Origin of the sequence: Campylobacter sp. RM12637 (assembly GCF_020137645.1) — a bacterium.
GTDB lineage: Bacteria > Campylobacterota > Campylobacteria > Campylobacterales > Campylobacteraceae > Campylobacter_E.
The window spans coordinates 26,185-43,135 of sequence record NZ_JACGAV010000004.1 but is presented as its reverse complement, the minus strand read 5'-3'; the positions used below and the strand labels follow the sequence as shown (position 1 = coordinate 43,135).

Sequence of the window (16,951 nt, the reverse complement as noted above, 5' to 3'; positions counted from 1 at the left end):
CTTAACCCTTAATAATATAATCAGCAATTTTTTTAGCGTGATTTAAAGCAGTTATTATGCTTTCTCCATTTTTACTAGCAATATCTCCTGCTACGAAAATATTTTTAACATTACTTTGCATATTTGTATCAAAAGTAGGAACGCCTTTATCATCAATTTCTATTCCACTATTTGTTAGAAAATCAACTGGAGTAGAGCCACCAATTCCATAAATTATCCTATCAAAAATCTCTTTTTCACCATTAGTATAAGTAACTTCAGGTTTGTTATCTACTTCATTTACTTCGCTAATATCAGTTGCTAATTTTAAAGTAAGTTTTGCTTCATATACATTTTTATGATTTATTTCATTAATTCTACTAAATTCAGCTCTTCTATAGCATAATGTAACATTTGCTTTTTTGCTTAAATCAACAGCGTATTCAACAGCACTATTACCACCACCAACTACTAAGATTTTTTCATTTTCTTTAGCATCGTTTGCGTTAAAATTGATAACTTTACTTAATTTTGAAGGTAGTTTATAACTTGGTTTATTTGGTTTTCCCATTCTACCGATTGAAATTACTGCATTTTTTGTTTTAAATTCGCCTTTACTTGAATATACAACTAAATTTCCATCAACTTGCTTGATTTTCTCAACTTCATTTGAAAACATTACTTCAAAAGAACCATCGCAAAGGCTTGTAAATAATTCTAATGAGCTTTCTTTTGTTCCATCTTCAAAAGGTATATTTCCTAAGTTTGGAATATCAATTTTATTATAAACTTTATCAACTCTTTTTCCATCTTTATAATAAGTTCTAAAAGTTTGACAATTCTCTGCTGCTTTTTCTATTAATAAAACATTTTTTAAACCATTTTTATGTGCTTCATAAGCACTTGCAATTCCCGCTGGACCTGCACCTATTACTACTAAATCATATAGCATTTAAGCTCCTTTATTAATTTTTTTGCTCTATATTAAGCATAAATTTTAAATTACAAGTAAAGATATGGAGAACAAATGAGAATTTTTACAGGACTTCAGCCAAGTGGGGATTTGCATATAGGCAATTATTTTGGAGCAATAGCTCCAATGATGAAAAGACAAAATGATAATGAAATGATAATGTTTATTGCAAATTATCACGCTATGACAAGTATTTTAAAGGATAAAAAAACAGCTAGTAATTTTAAAGATAATATTAACAAAGCAGCAGCTGCATTTTTAGCTTTAGGATTAAATCCAAATAAAAGTATATTTTATTTACAAAGTGATGTTAAAGAAGTCTTAGAACTTTATTGGATACTATCGCAATTTACTCCTATGGGATTACTTGAAAGAGCACATTCATATAAGGATAAAATAGCAAAAGGTCTTAGTGCAAATCACGGCTTATTTTCATATCCTGTTTTAATGGCGGCTGATATTTTATTGTTTGATGCACCATTAGTTCCTGTTGGAAAAGACCAAATTCAACACCTAGAAATTACAAGAGATATTGCAATTAAATTTAATAATGAATTTGGAAATGTATTTACTATCCCTGAAGCATTAGTTGATGAAAATACTCAAACAATAGTAGGCATAGATGGTGCTAAAATGAGTAAAAGTTATGGCAATACTATTGATATTTTCACAAGTTATAAACAACTTAAAAAACAAGTAAATAAAATAGTAAGCGATAGCACTCCTATTGAAGAGCCTAAGGATTGGAAAAATTGTAATATATATAAAATTGCTGAATTATTTTTAGATGAAAATGATTTAGCAAGTCTTCGTGCAAGGTATGAAAAAGGTGGAGAAGGATACGGACATTTTAAATTGTATTTATGTGATGTTATTTGGGAGTATTTTGACAAGGCTAGAAGTGAGTATGAAAGATTATTGCAAGGTAAAGAAATTGCTGATATATTAAACGATGGTGCAAAAAAAGCTAGTATATTAGCGCAAAATAAAATGCAACAAGTTTATAAAGCTTTAAGTTTATAAGGAGAAATTATGATAGATTTAAGAAAAATTGAAGAAAATTATGAAGTTTTTAATCAAAAATTAAAAGCAAAAAAAGTAGATGATGGAGTTTTAAAAAGTTTATTAGATAGCTACAATGATACAAAAGCGTTAAAAATAGAATTAGAAAACGCTCAAAGTTTTCAAAACAAATTCTCAAAAGAAATGGGACTTAAAGCAAAATCAGGAGAAGATATAAGTGAGCTTAAAAAGTCTTTAGATGAAAATAAGAAAAAAATAGCTGAATTAAACGAAAAAGTAAGCGTAAGTGAAGCTAAATTAAATGAAATTGCAGCTTGTATTCCAAATTTAATAGCTGATTGTGTGCCTATTGGAAATGATGAAGAAGAAAATGTAGAGATTAAAAAGGTATTAACTCCACCAACATTTAATTTCACTCCAAAAGACCATCATGATTTAGGTGTGGCACTTGGTTGGCTTGATTTTGAGCGTGGTGTAAAAGTTGCTAAAAGTCGTTTTGTAGCTTTACGTGGTGAAGGTGCAAGACTTGAAAGAGCATTATATAATTATATGATAGATTTTAACCGCTCAAGAGGATTTGAGTTTGTAAATACTCCTTATATTGTAAATGCTAATACTATGTTTGGCACAGGACAATTGCCTAAATTTAAAGATGATTTATTCAAAATTGATGGCGAAGAATTGTATTTAATCCCTACAAGTGAAGTTAGTGTAACAAATCTATATAATGATGAAATTATAGCTTTAAATGAATTACCTATCAAAATGACTTGCTATTCACCTTGTTTTAGAAAAGAAGCAGGAAGTGCAGGACGTGATACAAAAGGAATTATCCGCCAACACCAATTTGGAAAAGTTGAACTTGTAAGCATTAGCACTCAAGAAGATAGCGATAAAGTATTTGAAGATATGCTTAGTTGTGCAAGTGATTTATTAACAAGCTTAGGTTTAGCTCATAGACATTTAATGCTTTGTAGTGGGGATTTGGGCTTTAGTGCAGGAAAAACCGTTGATTTAGAAGTGTGGCTACCAGCACAAAATAAATATCGTGAAATTAGCTCTGTTAGTAATTGCTATGATTTTCAAGCAAGACGCGCAAAAATAAGATATAAAGATGAAAATGGTAAAAACAAATTAGCTCATACACTAAATGGTTCAAGCCTTGCAGTAGGTAGGACTTTAGTAGCTATTATGGAAAATTATCAAAGAGAAGATGGCACAATAGCAATACCTGAAGTATTACAAAAATATATGTAAGATAAAGTATGGCAGAAGAACAAGTAATTGTTATTGAAGAAGGAAATACTCTTCCAGTAAAACAAAGTAAGTTCAGCAAAAAAAGTATAATTTTAATCGCTGGACTTTCTTTACTTATTATTATTTTATTAGTAGTTTTACTTTTTTTAATTTTTACTCAAGATAAGTCAAAAGAAATTAAAGTTGAGCAAAATGAGCTAATAGAGCCAAAAATAAGCATTCAACAATTTAAAAGCCAAAAATTAGATTTAATGGTGGCAAAAGCCAATGCTTTATATGAGAGTGGAAACAAAAGTGAAGCTTTAAAAATATATGAAAATATAGCTAAATATAATGAGAGTTTTTCGCATTATAATTTAGGAGTTTCAAGAATGAAACAAGCAAACTATAAAGGAGCTTTAGAGAGTTTTCAAAAGGCTTTAGAAAATAATGAAAATAACACGGTGGCTGCTTTAAATGCTGCTGTTTGTGCTTTAAAATTGCAAAAAGATAAAGAATTTAAATATTATATAGATTTAGCATATTCTTATTTAAGTAATGAAAAAAACTCAAGCCTTTATTATTATTACTTAGGTTTAGTGAATTTTTATAAAGGATTTTATCCTGAAGCTTTACAAGCATTAAATAAACAAATCCATCCACTTTATCAAAACGACGCAAGATATTTAAGAGCAAAGATATTAAGCTCATTTAATAAAAGTTCTGATTCTATAAGAGAGATTAATTTACAAGATTCTTATGATAAAAATTTATCTTTAGGATTACTTTATGCAAGAAATGCTGAATATAACAAAGCAAGATTTTATTTAAAAAATGCACTTGAAAAAAGAATAAAACCAAAAGAGACAAAATTAGCTTTAGCTTTAGTTGATATAAAATTAGCAGAATATCAAGAAGCTTCAAGGTTTTTAAGAGAATTAGAGAAAAATGATTTAGAGTGGCTTAAGTCAAGTTATAATGTCAAAACAACCATAGATGATAGGATATTTGATATAAATTACGCTCAACATACTTATGAAAAAACCTTTATAGATTCAAAGCAACAAAAATATGATTTGATATTTTATTTTTCGCCTTTTAAAGTATTTGATGCGACAAGTGCGACTAAGATGATAAATAAGGCAAATGTTAATATTTACTTAGATGATTTAGATAAAAGCTCAAATTATCTTAAGAATAGTCAAACTTTATCAAAGATAAATATACAAATTACAAAAGCTTTAAATTATGCTTTTAGTTATGATATAAAGAGTGCTAGTGAATTATTAGAAGAATTAGTAAAGCTTTATCCGCAGCATAGTATTTTGCAATATGATTTAGGTTTAGCATATGCACTCTTAGGCAAATATGATTTAGCAAAAAAGCACTTTTTAGCTAGTTATCATTTAGACCCTAAGGATTTAAGAGCAGGAATTTATGCTTTATTTTGTTCGGATTTGTTATATGATGATACTACGAAATTAGAGCAAGATTTACAATATAATTTAAATTATGTTGAAGATGAAAAAGATAGAAATTATTATTTAGCATTGCTTTCAATTAAGAAAAAAGATTATGTAAATATGCAAGGTTTTTTGAACCAAACTAATACAAATAATATTAGTAATATTAGTTTAGAAATTCTTGGATTTTATATGCAAAATGATTATGACAAGATGATAGATAAATCAAAAGTTTTAATAGACTTAAGTGATAATGACATAATTGCAAATATTTTATATTTTTCTTTAAAAAACAATAAAAAAGATGTAAAAGCCTATGCTAAAGATGTTCAAATGTATTTTCTAAACAAAAAATTAGATTATCGCTCATTATTTGGTGGTGCTAAAATAGTAGGGTATAACTATGTAAAATTAATGCAGATTTCAGGTCTTTTACAACAAGAAAGAGAAAAATTAAAGCAATATTTAAAAACTAATGAAGACATAGGAGCTTTAAAAGCACTTGCTTATATAGATATTTATGCTAATGAATTTGAAGAGAGTTTTGCAATTTATAATAGTTTGATTGATGATTATCATATTGAAGATTCTGATATTTTATTTTTAGCTAGTGTTGCAGCTATTGGAGCAGGGCATAATAATTCAGCTATAGCCTTACTTGAGCTATCTCGTGTAAAAAATCCAAGCAATCTTGAATCAAGATTGGCTTTAGCTTTACTTTATCACGAAGCAAAAAATTATGAATCAGCTATATCACAATATGAGAAAATGAATGATGAATACAAATCAGAGTTTTTTACATTTCAGATATTTAGATAAGATTTAGTTTTTAGCTAAATCTTATTATTTTCAATTTCTTTTAGGATATTTTTGCAAGCATTATTTAAAATCATATAAACTTCATCAAAATTATTTGTATACCAAGGGTCAGGCACATTTTTATATCCTAAATCACAATAAGAACATATTGGTTTTACTTTGTCTTTAAACTCATAAAAATTATTTAAAACATCTTTATAATTACTCTCATCCATAGTAAGGATTAAATCATATTCTTGGCATAATTTTTTTGTGAGTTTTTTTGATACGAAATTATCGCATTCAATATTTTTATTTTTTAAAAGTTTTTTCGTGCCTATATGCATATCTTCTCCATCGTGATAACCTGCTGTTCCTGAACTTGTTATTTTAAATTCTTTATTTTTGCATAAGTCTTTCATAATAAACTCAGCCATAGGAGAGCGACAAATATTGCCTAAACATACAAACATTATCTTCATTTTATTCCTTTATAAAACTTATTCTATATTTTCTTTAAAGCTAGTTAGCTCACTCATATTGATTTTTGAAAACTCGGTTGGAAGTCTTGGTTCATAAGGTATTCTTTGCAATGCTTTATCTGCAACCGATTCTTTTTTAGCAGGTGCATTTACACTATAAAATGCCCTTTCAATTTGTATTAAATAAGATATTATATTTGCAATATGAGTAAATATTTTTGAGTTTTTATGAGTTTGTAGTTTTTCACAAAACTCATCTACAACTTCATTAATAATTCTTGAAAATAGCTCCTGACATAATTCATCATTATTTTTGCATAAAACACTACCTAGATAAAATAAAAAATTCATACTATCTTCATTATCGCTAAGATTTGTGTTTTTGATTAAATTAGCTCTTTTTAAAATTCCTGTTGCAATTATTCTCATTTTGCCATTATCACGCCCTTCATCATAAAAACTAGCATCAGTAGGCACATTTACATAAGAAAAATCATAAAAAACAGCATTTTGCTCATCTTTATAAGCTGCATAATCAGTATCTAAAATTACTTTAAAATCATCTTTTAAATCATCTAAATTATCATAAAAAAACTTAGCTTGTTCTCTTAAAGTATTAAAATCATCATTATTCATAAAACTAATTGCTCTAGCGCAAAATTCGTAAAAATATGACCTAGTTATATTTAATTCTTCGTTCATTTTAACCTTTCAAAAATTTATTTAATTTTTCTTCAAGTGGTGCAAAAAAACTATTTGTATCATCAAAAACTTGAGCTTGTTTTAGCATCATTATCTTAGCCTTACAATCAGCACAGCAATAAAGCGAATATTTTTTCGTAACATCAGAGCTAAAAGCTGCCCCTAAAATACCAGCTATTTTATCAATTGATTTTTTAGTAGCAAATTCTTTACCACACTCAATACAAGCAAACAATTCATCTTTAGCTAAAGTTTTATGAGTAAAGCTAATCGGATTTAGTTCTAAAATATCTTTTTGTATAAAAATAGTATCTTTTTCAGCACAAGAATTTATACAATATCCACAACTTGTGCATAATGATGCGTTAAATTTAATAGCATTTTCTTTACTATCAGCTAAAATTGCGTTCGTATTACAAGCCCCAGCACAAGAAGCACAAAGGGTGCAAGTGCTTTCATTTATGCTAATTTTTGCATAATTTTTAGCAGTGATTACACCTTTATCTAAATTATTTAACATAGAAGAGATTTTTAAGCCAAAAAGCTCTCTTTTATTTAGTCTAAAATTACTTTCGCTTGATTTAAATTCTTTTATCAATTCATTTGGAATTTCATCTAAATTTGCATTTACATATATGGCTATTTTTCCTGTGATTGCCTTGCAAATATCATTTACTAAGTTGATTTTTTCGGCTAAAAATTCGCTAATATCTCCAACTATAGCAATGCTTTTACCACTTGTGTTTATTAAATGTAAAAGTATTAATTCATCCAATAAATCAAAAGGTATATTAAATGGTAAAAAATGCTTTATATTAAAATCATTATCATAATTTTGAGTTATTATTATTTGCTCGTTTTCATAGATTTTGCTAATTTCTTTTATGCAATCTTTATTAAACTCACAAAACTCAAGTGCATTAGTAGGACATACGCTTACGCATTTTGCACAATTAATACAATCAATTTCGCTTATTATGATTTTTTTATCATCAGTGCTTAAAGCCACGCTAGGACAGGCCTCAACGCACCAACCACAATGCTCACTCCTACGCCCATCTAATTGGCATAAACTTGAATTAAACTCAATCTTTCTTGTAAAGCTAATTTTACCCGTTAAAGAATTTAAATCTTGCAATATATTTTCATGATTTATTAATACTGCGTGATTGTTTAGTTTTGTTTGTGAAATAGCTAAATCACAATCTAATTCGCCTTCTTTAGTAACTACTACAAGTGAGCCAATCCCACCATAAACAAACTCAAATTCACTAACACAAACAGCCTTATAACCATTATCTATTAATTTATTTTTTAAATCTTTATCATCAAATAATATGCAAATTCTTTTATCAATATTCGCATATAAATTAATCTCACTTGAATAATCATAATTAATAGCTCTTGCTTCATATAATTTTTCTAATTTTTCATTATTAAAAGCACTTGAGTTTTTTATATAAAAATCAATTTCAGGAGCATAGATTAAAGCATTTAAAGCCTTATCATTTGCTATTAGAAATTTCTCACTAGTAGGGCTATTTATAACGGCTATATTTTTGCCTAAATCATCTATAAAATCAGCCTTTTTTAAATATGCAAATTCTTTCATTTTTACCTTTCCTTGCTAGTATTTTAAAAAATATTTAAGGATTTTAAAATGCTACCACAAATATCAAAATTAATTAATGCCTTTAATGATAAACCTAGTTTTTTAGTTAGCTTTTTGGCTAAAGAATTAATAAATGAACTAAGAGCTACTAATAAAGAGCAAAGTTACGAGATGATACTCAAAGAGCTTAATGAAAGAATTAATAAAAGGCTATTAAAAGAGCCAAGAGCATTGATAAATGCTACTGGTGTGGTGCTTCATACAAATCTTGGTCGTGCTTTAATGAGCGAGAGTGATTATGATGAATTAAAGGCTTTTCATACTAATAATATTAATTTAGAATTTGATTTAGAAAGCAATGCAAGGGGTAAAAGAGATGAAAATCTCATATTTTATTTAAAAATGCTTTTTGGTTGCGAAGATGCACTTGTGGTAAATAACAACGCTGCTGCTGTGTTTTTAGTATTAAATACTTTAGGCAAAAACGAAGGTGTAATTACAAGTAGAGCCGAGCTAGTAGAAATTGGCGGGGGATTTAGAGTAAGCGATGTGATGCGTGAAAGTGGAGCAAGGCTTATTGAAGTAGGAACTACTAATAAGACTAAGATGAGCGATTATGAAGCCGAATTAGACAATGCAAAAATGATTTTAAAAACTCATAAATCAAACTTTTATATCGGTGGATTTAGTCAAGAAGTAGATGCGATTAGCCTAAATGATTTAGCTTGTAAAAATGAAAAAATATTTTATTATGATTTAGGTAGTGGCTATGTGGATTTAATAAATGATAGTTTAAGGGATGAACCTAGTGTAAAAAGCCTAATATCTAAAGGTATTAGCTTGGTTTCATTTAGTGGGGATAAATTATTTTCTAGCACTCAAGCAGGAATTATTTTAGGTAAAAAAGAACTAATTGAAAAATTACGCAAAAATCAGCTTTTAAGAATGTTTAGGCTAAATAAAACTAGCTTATTAATACTTACAAAAGCTGTTAAAAATTATTTAAATAAAGACTATGCAAATCTACCAAGCTTAGCTTTATTAAATGATACAAAATCTCAAGTCTTAAACAAAGCAAAAACCTTGCAAGAGCTAATAAATTTTGGCGAAATCGTAGAGAGCAAAAGTCTAGTAGGGGGTGGCTCAATGCCTGAAAAATTACTAAGCGGCTATGCTTTAAAAATTAAGGCTAATAAATGCAAGATAAACGAACTTTTAAATAAAGGCGTAGTGGCTAATTATGATAAAGATAGCATAATAATTGATTTAAGGAGCGTTTTACCTAATCAATTAGAATACTTAGCAAATATTATAAAAGAAGTTTTAAAGGATTAAATATGGAATTTACTTTATTAAATCAAGATGAAGTAGCGATTAATCTAAGTGATTTTCGCGGTAAAAAGGTGATAGTGTTTTTTTATCCAAAAGCTTACACTCCAGGTTGCACGAAGCAAAATTGTGAATTAAGTGAGAGTTTTGATAAATTGCTTAATGCAGGATATGTGCTGATCGGAATTAGCCCTGATAAGTGTGAAAAACTAGCAAAATTTAAAGCTGAATATGGCTTAAATCAGATTTTATTAAGCGATGAATTTAAAGAAGTGGCTAAGCTATTTGGTGCTTGGGGGATTAAGAAAAATTATGGTAAAGAATACGAAGGGCTTATTCGCTCGTGCTTTATCCTAGATGAAAACGGCGAAATCATTAAAGAATACAAAAACCACAAAGCAACAGGTTTTGCCGCAAGGCTTAATAAGGATTTATTAGGAGAATAATTAGATTTTAGCCTTAATGGCTAAAATCAAAAAAATATAATTTATTTTTCCATAATTGCTATTATTTTCTCTTTTTAAATATATTCTACAATGTGAAATAATATATAAATTCTAATTTTAAATTTTTTTGTTTTTATAAAAACTGCTAAGATAATTAAAAATTTAAAGGACATTTATGAATAAAAATATTTTAGATAGCTTAGATTTATCAGATAAGCAGAGTTTTGCTGATGGGCTAAAGGCGTTAATTGAGCAAACTTATGTAGTAGAGAATGAATACAAGGCTTTAAAGACTTCTTATGATAGTTTAATGCTAATGATAAATGAAATCATTGAGATTTTACCAAGTGCTATTTGGGTTTTGGATGAAAATCAAAATCTAGTAGTGAAAAACAAATTAGCAAGTGATGAATTATTTAGGCAAATTGACCTTAATAAAGAGCATTATGAATTAGAATTTTTAAATAATTTTTATCAAATCAAATCTATAAAATACGCTGATAAGCACCTAATAATGGCTACAAATATTACTAAAGAAAAGCGAGATGAAAGGCTTGTTTCTATGGGTCAAGTAGCGGCTAATTTAGCTCACGAGATTAGAAATCCAATAGGCTCGGTTTCACTTTTAGCAGGGGTGCTTTTTAGTAAAGTTGAGCTTAAAAATAAACATATTGTAATGCAAATGCAAGATGCGATTAAAAGGGTTGAGAGAATAATTGAGAGCACTTTGCTTTTTACTCGTGGGTTTAAGCTAAATAAATATGAGTTCAATTTGCAAGAATTTGAAAACGAATGCCAAAATGTCTTTAATACCTATAATAATAGTGATGAAATAATTCTAAGTGAATGCACTTTTGCTCCATTTACAATTAGTGTTGATAAGTCTTTAATAAGCTTAGTTTTAAGCAATTTAATTTATAACGCAATTGATGCTTGTGAAGAAAATGGCACTATCAAAGTCAAAGGAGAAATTATAAATAATATATATAAAATTAGTGTTTTTGATAGTGGCGAAAAGATAGCAAATCTTACTAATCTTTTTGAAGCATTCAATACAACTAAGCTAAAAGGCAATGGCTTAGGCTTAGCATTATGCAAACAAATCTGCAACGCTCACAATGCAAACATATATTATTGCAACGAGCCTAAGAGCTTTTGCGTGGAATTTAAATTAGATATTTAATAATTCATTTATTATTAAATATCTTAATTATTTCATCTAAATAATCATTTATCCCATCTTCTAAACTATAAATTGGTCTATATGAAAAACTATCATCTAGCTTTGCTTCAGTATGAAATTGATAAGCGTTAGTGTAAGGATTTGGGATATATGTTTTTTGCAATCTTTCTTTTAAAATTCCACGCTTTATTAATAAATCTTGCAAAATATCTACAATACTCTCAAAACTCCTAGCCTTGCCACTACCTACATTATAAACTCCACCATTAGCATTCATTGCAGCGATATTTGCATTTGTAACATCTTTTATATATACAAAATCTCTAAAGATTTTATCACTTCCAACGAAAAGTTTAGGCGAGTTGTTGTTTAGGATTTGTAAACCAAATTGTAAAATCATAGAAGCGGTTGTATCTTTATAAAATTCATTTTTACCATAAACATTGAAATATCTAAGCCCTACAGCTCCTGTATCTTTAGCAATTTTATCCATAGTTAGTTTTGAAAAAGCATAAGGATTTTTAGGCATTTCATTAAGTCCTACGGTTTGTGGGCTTGGTGCATCTCCATAGACACTAGCACTACTTGCGTAAATTAATTTTGCATTGTGTTTTTTAGCTAGAGCTATAATTTTATAAAAAGTATTAATATTACTTTTAAATACTATTTCTTCATCATAAACGGTAGTATCAGAAATAGCAGCAAAATGATAAATCACATTAGGAGCAAAACTATCAATCATTGCATAAAACTCATCATCTAATAAATTAGCTGAATATATTAAGCCATCAAATTCTAAAAGATTTTTATAAGTTCCAAAATATTTTCTTTTATTGTTTGAAAATCTTTCATTATTATCAAAATTATCAATTACTAAAACTTTATGATTTTTACATAATTCATTTGCTAGATTTGAGCCTATAAATCCAGCTCCACCTGTTATTACTATATTCATATTTATCCTTTATTTGCTTTTTTGAGCGTTTGTTTTAGCGTCTTTTATAAAGTTTAAAAACTCGTTTATTTTATCGTAATTATCAAATGATACTTGTTTTTTAATAAGCATTTTTACTAATTTTTCATTTGCCAAATACTCATCATCCATCTCTTGTGCTTTTTGCACTAAAGCTCTTAGCATAATTTCTTCATTCATAAAAACTCCTAATAAATAGCACTAATTCTATCAATATCATCCCAAGTAAGTGAGTTGTTTTTATAATTTAGCATTCTATGAACATATCTTGCCAAAATATCAGTTTCTACATTTACTAAATCATTGATTTTATACGAATTAAATAAAGTATCTTTTAAAGTAATATCAATTATTGTAAGTCTTATAGAATTGTTTAAAACTTCATTGATAGTAAGGCTTACTCCATCAATTGCAATGCTACCTTTATTACACACAAAAGGCATTAATTTTTCATCAAGACTTATATAAAAATCTATCCCACTAGTAAGCTTATTTATCTTAATGATTTTACCAAGCCCATCAATATGCCCACTTAAAATATGCCCATCAATCCTATCTCCTACTTGCATTGCTAATTCAGTATGCACTTTTTCACCTACTTTAAAAGGTTTGATTATTTTTTGAGTTTCACTACTAAGATTTAGACTAAAGCCGTCATTATGAGTTTTTATCACACTAAGACAAGCTCCATTAGTTGCTACACTATCTCCTATGTTTGGTTTTAGTTTTGAAATTAATCTTAATTCATTATTTGAATAGTTTTTTATAAAGCCACATTCTCTTATTAAACCATTAAACATTTTTATCCTTTACAATAAGCTTAGTGTATTATAAAAAAAAGGATTAATGATGTATGATATTATAGTAATTGGTGCTGGTCATGCTGGTGTTGAAGCGGCACACGCAAGTGCTAAAATGGGTAAAAAAACACTACTTCTTACGATTTTAAACGATAGAATTGGAGCAACTTCTTGCAATCCTGCAATAGGCGGACTTGCAAAAGGGCATTTAGTAAAAGAAATAGCTGCACTTGGCGGAATTATGCCAAAGATTACTGATTTAAGTGCGATTAATTACAAGACTTTAAATGAGAGCAAAGGTGCAGCTGTTCGTGGGACTAGAGCTCAAATAGATATGGATGAATACAATAAAAATGCTAAAAATATATTATTAAATATGCCTAATTTAGACATTTCTCAAGAAATGGTTACAGAGCTTTTGGTAAAAGATAATGAAGCTTATGGGGTAAAAACAGAGCTTAATAAAACTTATGAAGCTAAGAAAATAATTTTATGCAGTGGGACATTTTTAAATGGTTTAATTCATGTAGGTTTAAGCAAGATAAAAAGTGGTCGTGTAGGAGAGCTTAGTGCTAGTGAGTTAGGCGATAATTTAGCTGCTTTAGGGCTTAATCGTGGAAGACTTAAAACTGGAACTTGTCCTAGAATTGCAGCAAGTAGTATTGATTTTAGCGTATTAGAAACTCAAGAAAGTGATTTAAATACTAAAGGATTTAGCTTAGAATTTACTTCTCATACATTGCCGCAACTTCCTTGCTATATAGCGCATACAAATACAACAACTCATGATATTATCCGTTCAAATTTTGATAAAGCTCCTATGTTTACAGGACAAATTAAAGGAGTTGGCCCTAGATATTGTCCTAGTATAGAAGATAAAATCAATCGTTTTGCGGATAAAGAAAGTCATCATTTATTTATTGAGCCACAGACAAAAGAAGCTACAGAATATTATATAAATGGTTTTTCAACTTCTTTACCATTTGAAGTTCAACATTCAATGATACGCTCGGTTAAAGGCTTTGAAAATGCTAAAATCACAAGACACGGCTATGCAATAGAATATGATTATTTTGACCCACTTGATTTGTTTCATACTTTAGAAAGTAAAATTATTAAAAACTTCTATCTAGCAGGTCAAGTAAATGGGACAACTGGTTATGAAGAAGCAGCAGCTCAAGGGCTTATGGCAGCTATAAATGCAAGTTTGGCAATTGATAATAAAGATGGACTTGTGTTACGCCGTGATGAAGGATATATTGGTGTTTTAATTGATGATTTAGTTACGAAAGGCACAAAAGAGCCTTATAGAATGTTTACAAGTAGGGCTGAGTTTAGATTATTACTTCGTGAAAGCAATGCAATCACAAGGCTTAATAAATACGCTTATGAGTGTGGTTTAAGAGATGAAAATAGCTTTAAATACTATGAAAATCAAATAAATGATATTAAAAAAGGTTTAGAGTTCTTATGTGAAAGCAGGGTTGTTCCTTCAAATTCTTTCAATGAATTATTAGCAAGTATTAATGAAGAGCCGATTTCTCAACCAACAACTCTTCAAAAAATCATAGCTCGTAGCACGATAACAAAGGAAAAAATGCTTTCTTTAGCACCAAGTTTGGCTAATTTAAATGATTTTGTTTTAGATGAAATTTTACTTGATGCAAAATATTATCATTATGTAAAATTGCAAGATGAAAGTATTCAAAATCAAGCGAATTTGATTAAGATTAAAATTCCAAATGATTTTACTTATCGTGGAATTAGTGGGCTTAGCAATGAAGTTGTAGAAAAACTTGAAAAAAATAAGCCTGATAATTTGTTTGATGCAAGTAGAATTAGTGGAATTACCCCAGCTGCAATTGATATTCTTCAAATTTATATTAAATTAAAGGCTAAAAATTGATTAGACATTTAAGTAAGTTTAAGAAATTTTATTCTTTTATAGTTTTATCAATTTTAATGATTGTTTTTTCATTTTTTATAACTATAAAAGAAGTCGGTATCATCACAAGGCTAGATAATTTAACTCACGATATGTTTTTTAGAATTAATGCTTATTTTAATCATAATATTAAAGGTGATAGTAGAATTGCTATAGTTGATATTGATGAAAAAAGCTTAGCTAGTCTTGGGCAATGGCCTTGGGATAGAGATATTCTTGCTTGTTTGGTGTATAAATTAAATGCTGCTAGTGTGGTAGGATTTGATATTTATTTTGCAGAAAGCGATAAGCGTGGAGAAATTACTAAAAAGATGAATGATACGGAGTTTAATTCTTTAAACATTCCAAAATATCATTTTTGCCAACGCACTCAAGATACTGATAAAGCTTTTGCTATGGCACTTTCAAAGACAAATAGTATTTTAGCCTATGCTATAAACTTAGGCTCTTATATAAACGATACGGAAAAAAAATTAGCTCCATTAAGTAATCAAAGCATAGCTGAAGATAATATTGATTATTCATTGCTTGAACATGGCAAAAATATTACAGCAAGTATAGAAGAATTAAGTGATAATGCTTATGCAAATGGATTTGTTAATTCATATTCACATTTAGATAATGTAATCAGAAATGCCTTTATGATGATTTATTATGATGATGGTGAGTTTAAACAACTCTTGCCAAGTCTTAGTCTTGCAATGTATGCAAAATATCTAGGAATTGATGATATTAAAGCAATTGGGGATAATTTTAAAGATATACATTTAGTATTAGGAGATAAGGATAGCTTTGTAGTGAATGCTCACGCATTGCTTGGTTTATATTTTAAAGGAAAATCTCCGCATTATGATTATATTAGCGCTATTGATGTTTTAGATGGGACTATTAGTAAAGAGTTCTTTAAAGATAAAATAGTTTTAATTGGAACTAGCGTTGTAGGGCTTAATGATATTAGAAGCAATCCATTAGATGAAAACTTACCAGGTGTTGAAATCCACGCAAATGCGATAGATAATTTATTAAATGATGAATACCTAACAACCCCAAAATATTCATCTGAAATACTTTTAATTTCTTTACTAATAATAATTGCTCTTAGTGTTTCTTTTATGTATTTTAAAAGCATAATTTTACAAGTTTTATGGCATTTAATACTTTTAGCAACTATTATTTTAGGGCATTATTATTTTATAATTAGCAAGAAGTATTTACTTCATACATTTGAACTTATTTTGGTTTTAGCTATTATGGGAGTAATTGGGATATTAATTAACTTCTTTTTAGAAAGCAGACAAAAAGAATTTATAAAAGCTAAGCTAGAAAAAAAGGTTTCAAAAAGAGTAGCAGAGCAATTAATTAATACAGATAGCAATGTATTTAGCACAAGCAAAAGAGAAATATCAGTATTTTTTAGTGATATTAGAGATTTTACTACGATTAGTGAGAATATGGATGCTTCTGATTTGGTTAATTTCTTAAATAAATATATGACCCCTATGAGTGATATTATTTTTAAATACAATGGAACGGTTGATAAATATATAGGTGATGCTGTTATGGCGTATTTTAATGCTCCAAATGATTTAGAAAATCACGCTGATTGTGCTTTACAAGCTGCAATTGAGCAAATAAAAGCCTTAAAGCTTTTAAACGAAGATTGGGGCAAAAAAGGACTTCCTTATATAAATATAGGTATAGGAATTAACACAGGTGAATGTATTGTAGGGGAGATGGGAAGCCTTTCAAGAAGTGATTATACTTGCATAGGAGATGGAGTAAATACCGCAAGTAGGGTAGAGAGCTCTTGTAAAAACTATAAGGCAAATATCTTAATCTCTCATAACACTTTAGCAGCCTTAAAAGACGCTAGTATATATGAATTAGAATTAGTTGATGAATTAAAGCTAAAAGGTAAAGATGAAACTACTAAATTATATAAATGCAGTGGCTTTAAAGGAGAGAAATTAACTTTATGGCGTGAATAATTAGGAATTTAATTTCTAA

At 28.4% G+C, this 16,951-nt stretch carries 15 protein-coding genes; 8 read left to right on the top strand and 7 right to left on the bottom strand.

Annotation, left to right across the window (positions count from 1 at the left end):
* Position 1: 1 nt before the first annotated feature.
* Positions 2-931: an NAD(P)-binding domain-containing protein gene (locus AVBRAN12637_RS03155; RefSeq protein ID WP_214116693.1), complete on the bottom strand. Its 930-nt coding sequence runs from the start codon at positions 929-931 to the stop codon at positions 2-4.
* A 75-nt stretch (positions 932-1,006) separates the two neighbouring features.
* Here AVBRAN12637_RS03155 and trpS point away from each other — a divergent pair, with 75 nt between their 5' ends.
* The 3 genes from trpS to AVBRAN12637_RS03140 are packed head-to-tail and all read left to right on the top strand — an operon-like array spanning position 1,007 to position 5,493.
* Positions 1,007-1,975: a tryptophan--tRNA ligase gene (gene trpS, locus AVBRAN12637_RS03150; protein WP_336615302.1), complete on the top strand. Its 969-nt coding sequence runs from the start codon at positions 1,007-1,009 to the stop codon at positions 1,973-1,975.
* Positions 1,976-1,984: 9 nt separating this feature from the next.
* The gene (gene serS, locus AVBRAN12637_RS03145) at positions 1,985-3,232 is read left to right on the top strand and encodes a serine--tRNA ligase (protein WP_214120055.1); all 1,248 of its coding nucleotides are present in this window, start codon (positions 1,985-1,987) and stop codon (positions 3,230-3,232) included.
* Between the two features lie 8 nt (positions 3,233-3,240).
* Positions 3,241-5,493 (top strand): tetratricopeptide repeat protein, encoded by a 2,253-nt coding sequence (locus tag AVBRAN12637_RS03140; protein WP_336615301.1) that lies wholly within the window; start codon positions 3,241-3,243, stop codon positions 5,491-5,493.
* Between the two features lie 14 nt (positions 5,494-5,507).
* Here the strand turns inward: AVBRAN12637_RS03140 and AVBRAN12637_RS03135 are convergent, their stop codons facing one another.
* Genes AVBRAN12637_RS03135 through AVBRAN12637_RS03125 form a run of 3 tightly spaced genes read right to left on the bottom strand, consistent with a single transcriptional unit; the run spans position 5,508 to position 8,268 of the window.
* Complete coding sequence (locus AVBRAN12637_RS03135) at positions 5,508-5,954, bottom strand: low molecular weight protein-tyrosine-phosphatase (protein ID WP_214120053.1); 447 nt, start codon at positions 5,952-5,954, stop codon at positions 5,508-5,510.
* An 18-nt stretch (positions 5,955-5,972) separates the two neighbouring features.
* Positions 5,973-6,656, bottom strand: coding sequence for a hypothetical protein (locus AVBRAN12637_RS03130; RefSeq protein WP_214120052.1), 684 nt, complete (start codon positions 6,654-6,656; stop codon positions 5,973-5,975).
* Between the two features lies 1 nt (position 6,657).
* Complete coding sequence (locus tag AVBRAN12637_RS03125) at positions 6,658-8,268, bottom strand: 4Fe-4S binding protein (RefSeq protein ID WP_336615300.1); 1,611 nt, start codon at positions 8,266-8,268, stop codon at positions 6,658-6,660.
* Positions 8,269-8,316: 48 nt separating this feature from the next.
* Between AVBRAN12637_RS03125 and selA the strand changes: the two genes are divergently transcribed.
* The 3 genes from selA (at position 8,317) to AVBRAN12637_RS03110 (ending at position 11,226) form a co-directional block, all read left to right on the top strand.
* Positions 8,317-9,603 (top strand): L-seryl-tRNA(Sec) selenium transferase, encoded by a 1,287-nt coding sequence (gene selA, locus AVBRAN12637_RS03120; RefSeq protein ID WP_336615299.1) that lies wholly within the window; start codon positions 8,317-8,319, stop codon positions 9,601-9,603.
* A 2-nt stretch (positions 9,604-9,605) separates the two neighbouring features.
* Complete coding sequence (gene bcp, locus AVBRAN12637_RS03115; protein WP_214120049.1) at positions 9,606-10,043, top strand: thioredoxin-dependent thiol peroxidase; 438 nt, start codon at positions 9,606-9,608, stop codon at positions 10,041-10,043.
* A gap of 175 nt (positions 10,044-10,218) precedes the next feature.
* Complete coding sequence (locus AVBRAN12637_RS03110; protein WP_336606926.1) at positions 10,219-11,226, top strand: sensor histidine kinase; 1,008 nt, start codon at positions 10,219-10,221, stop codon at positions 11,224-11,226.
* A gap of 4 nt (positions 11,227-11,230) precedes the next feature.
* On the opposite strand, the gene rfaD is transcribed toward AVBRAN12637_RS03110, so the two are convergent.
* From rfaD to AVBRAN12637_RS03095, 3 genes are read right to left on the bottom strand one after another with little or no spacing between them, the layout of a single operon-like run.
* A complete protein-coding gene (gene rfaD, locus AVBRAN12637_RS03105) occupies positions 11,231-12,181 on the bottom strand; it encodes an ADP-glyceromanno-heptose 6-epimerase (protein WP_336615298.1) in 951 nt (316 codons plus the stop codon).
* Positions 12,182-12,190: 9 nt separating this feature from the next.
* Positions 12,191-12,379 carry a hypothetical protein gene (locus tag AVBRAN12637_RS03100; protein ID WP_214120047.1) on the bottom strand — a complete coding sequence of 63 codons (189 nt, stop codon included), beginning with the start codon at positions 12,377-12,379 and terminating at the stop codon, positions 12,191-12,193.
* Between the two features lie 8 nt (positions 12,380-12,387).
* Positions 12,388-12,999, bottom strand: coding sequence for a riboflavin synthase (locus tag AVBRAN12637_RS03095; RefSeq protein ID WP_239802721.1), 612 nt, complete (start codon positions 12,997-12,999; stop codon positions 12,388-12,390).
* A 49-nt stretch (positions 13,000-13,048) separates the two neighbouring features.
* Between AVBRAN12637_RS03095 and mnmG the strand changes: the two genes are divergently transcribed.
* Together mnmG and AVBRAN12637_RS03085 are read left to right on the top strand one after the other, a co-directional pair.
* Positions 13,049-14,905, top strand: a complete 1,857-nt coding sequence (mnmG, locus tag AVBRAN12637_RS03090) for a tRNA uridine-5-carboxymethylaminomethyl(34) synthesis enzyme MnmG (RefSeq protein WP_214116728.1) — start codon at positions 13,049-13,051, stop codon at positions 14,903-14,905.
* Positions 14,902-16,932: a CHASE2 domain-containing protein gene (locus AVBRAN12637_RS03085; RefSeq protein ID WP_336615297.1), complete on the top strand. Its 2,031-nt coding sequence runs from the start codon at positions 14,902-14,904 to the stop codon at positions 16,930-16,932. Before mnmG ends, AVBRAN12637_RS03085 begins: the two co-directional genes overlap by 4 nt.
* Positions 16,933-16,951: the final 19 nt, after the last annotated feature.

Bases quoted from the DNA above. Each gene is read 5' to 3' on its own strand.
- AVBRAN12637_RS03155 (WP_214116693.1), bottom strand. From the start codon at position 931: ATGCTATATGATTTAGTAGTAATAGGTGCAGGTCCAGCGGGAATTGCA.
- trpS (WP_336615302.1), top strand. From the start codon at position 1,007: ATGAGAATTTTTACAGGACTTCAGCCAAGTGGGGATTTGCATATAGGC.
- serS (WP_214120055.1), top strand. From the start codon at position 1,985: ATGATAGATTTAAGAAAAATTGAAGAAAATTATGAAGTTTTTAATCAA.
- AVBRAN12637_RS03140 (WP_336615301.1), top strand. From the start codon at position 3,241: ATGGCAGAAGAACAAGTAATTGTTATTGAAGAAGGAAATACTCTTCCA.
- AVBRAN12637_RS03135 (WP_214120053.1), bottom strand. From the start codon at position 5,954: ATGAAGATAATGTTTGTATGTTTAGGCAATATTTGTCGCTCTCCTATG.
- AVBRAN12637_RS03130 (WP_214120052.1), bottom strand. From the start codon at position 6,656: ATGAACGAAGAATTAAATATAACTAGGTCATATTTTTACGAATTTTGC.
- AVBRAN12637_RS03125 (WP_336615300.1), bottom strand. From the start codon at position 8,268: ATGAAAGAATTTGCATATTTAAAAAAGGCTGATTTTATAGATGATTTA.
- selA (WP_336615299.1), top strand. From the start codon at position 8,317: ATGCTACCACAAATATCAAAATTAATTAATGCCTTTAATGATAAACCT.
- bcp (WP_214120049.1), top strand. From the start codon at position 9,606: ATGGAATTTACTTTATTAAATCAAGATGAAGTAGCGATTAATCTAAGT.
- AVBRAN12637_RS03110 (WP_336606926.1), top strand. From the start codon at position 10,219: ATGAATAAAAATATTTTAGATAGCTTAGATTTATCAGATAAGCAGAGT.
- rfaD (WP_336615298.1), bottom strand. From the start codon at position 12,181: ATGAATATAGTAATAACAGGTGGAGCTGGATTTATAGGCTCAAATCTA.
- AVBRAN12637_RS03100 (WP_214120047.1), bottom strand. From the start codon at position 12,379: ATGAATGAAGAAATTATGCTAAGAGCTTTAGTGCAAAAAGCACAAGAG.
- AVBRAN12637_RS03095 (WP_239802721.1), bottom strand. From the start codon at position 12,999: ATGTTTAATGGTTTAATAAGAGAATGTGGCTTTATAAAAAACTATTCA.
- mnmG (WP_214116728.1), top strand. From the start codon at position 13,049: ATGTATGATATTATAGTAATTGGTGCTGGTCATGCTGGTGTTGAAGCG.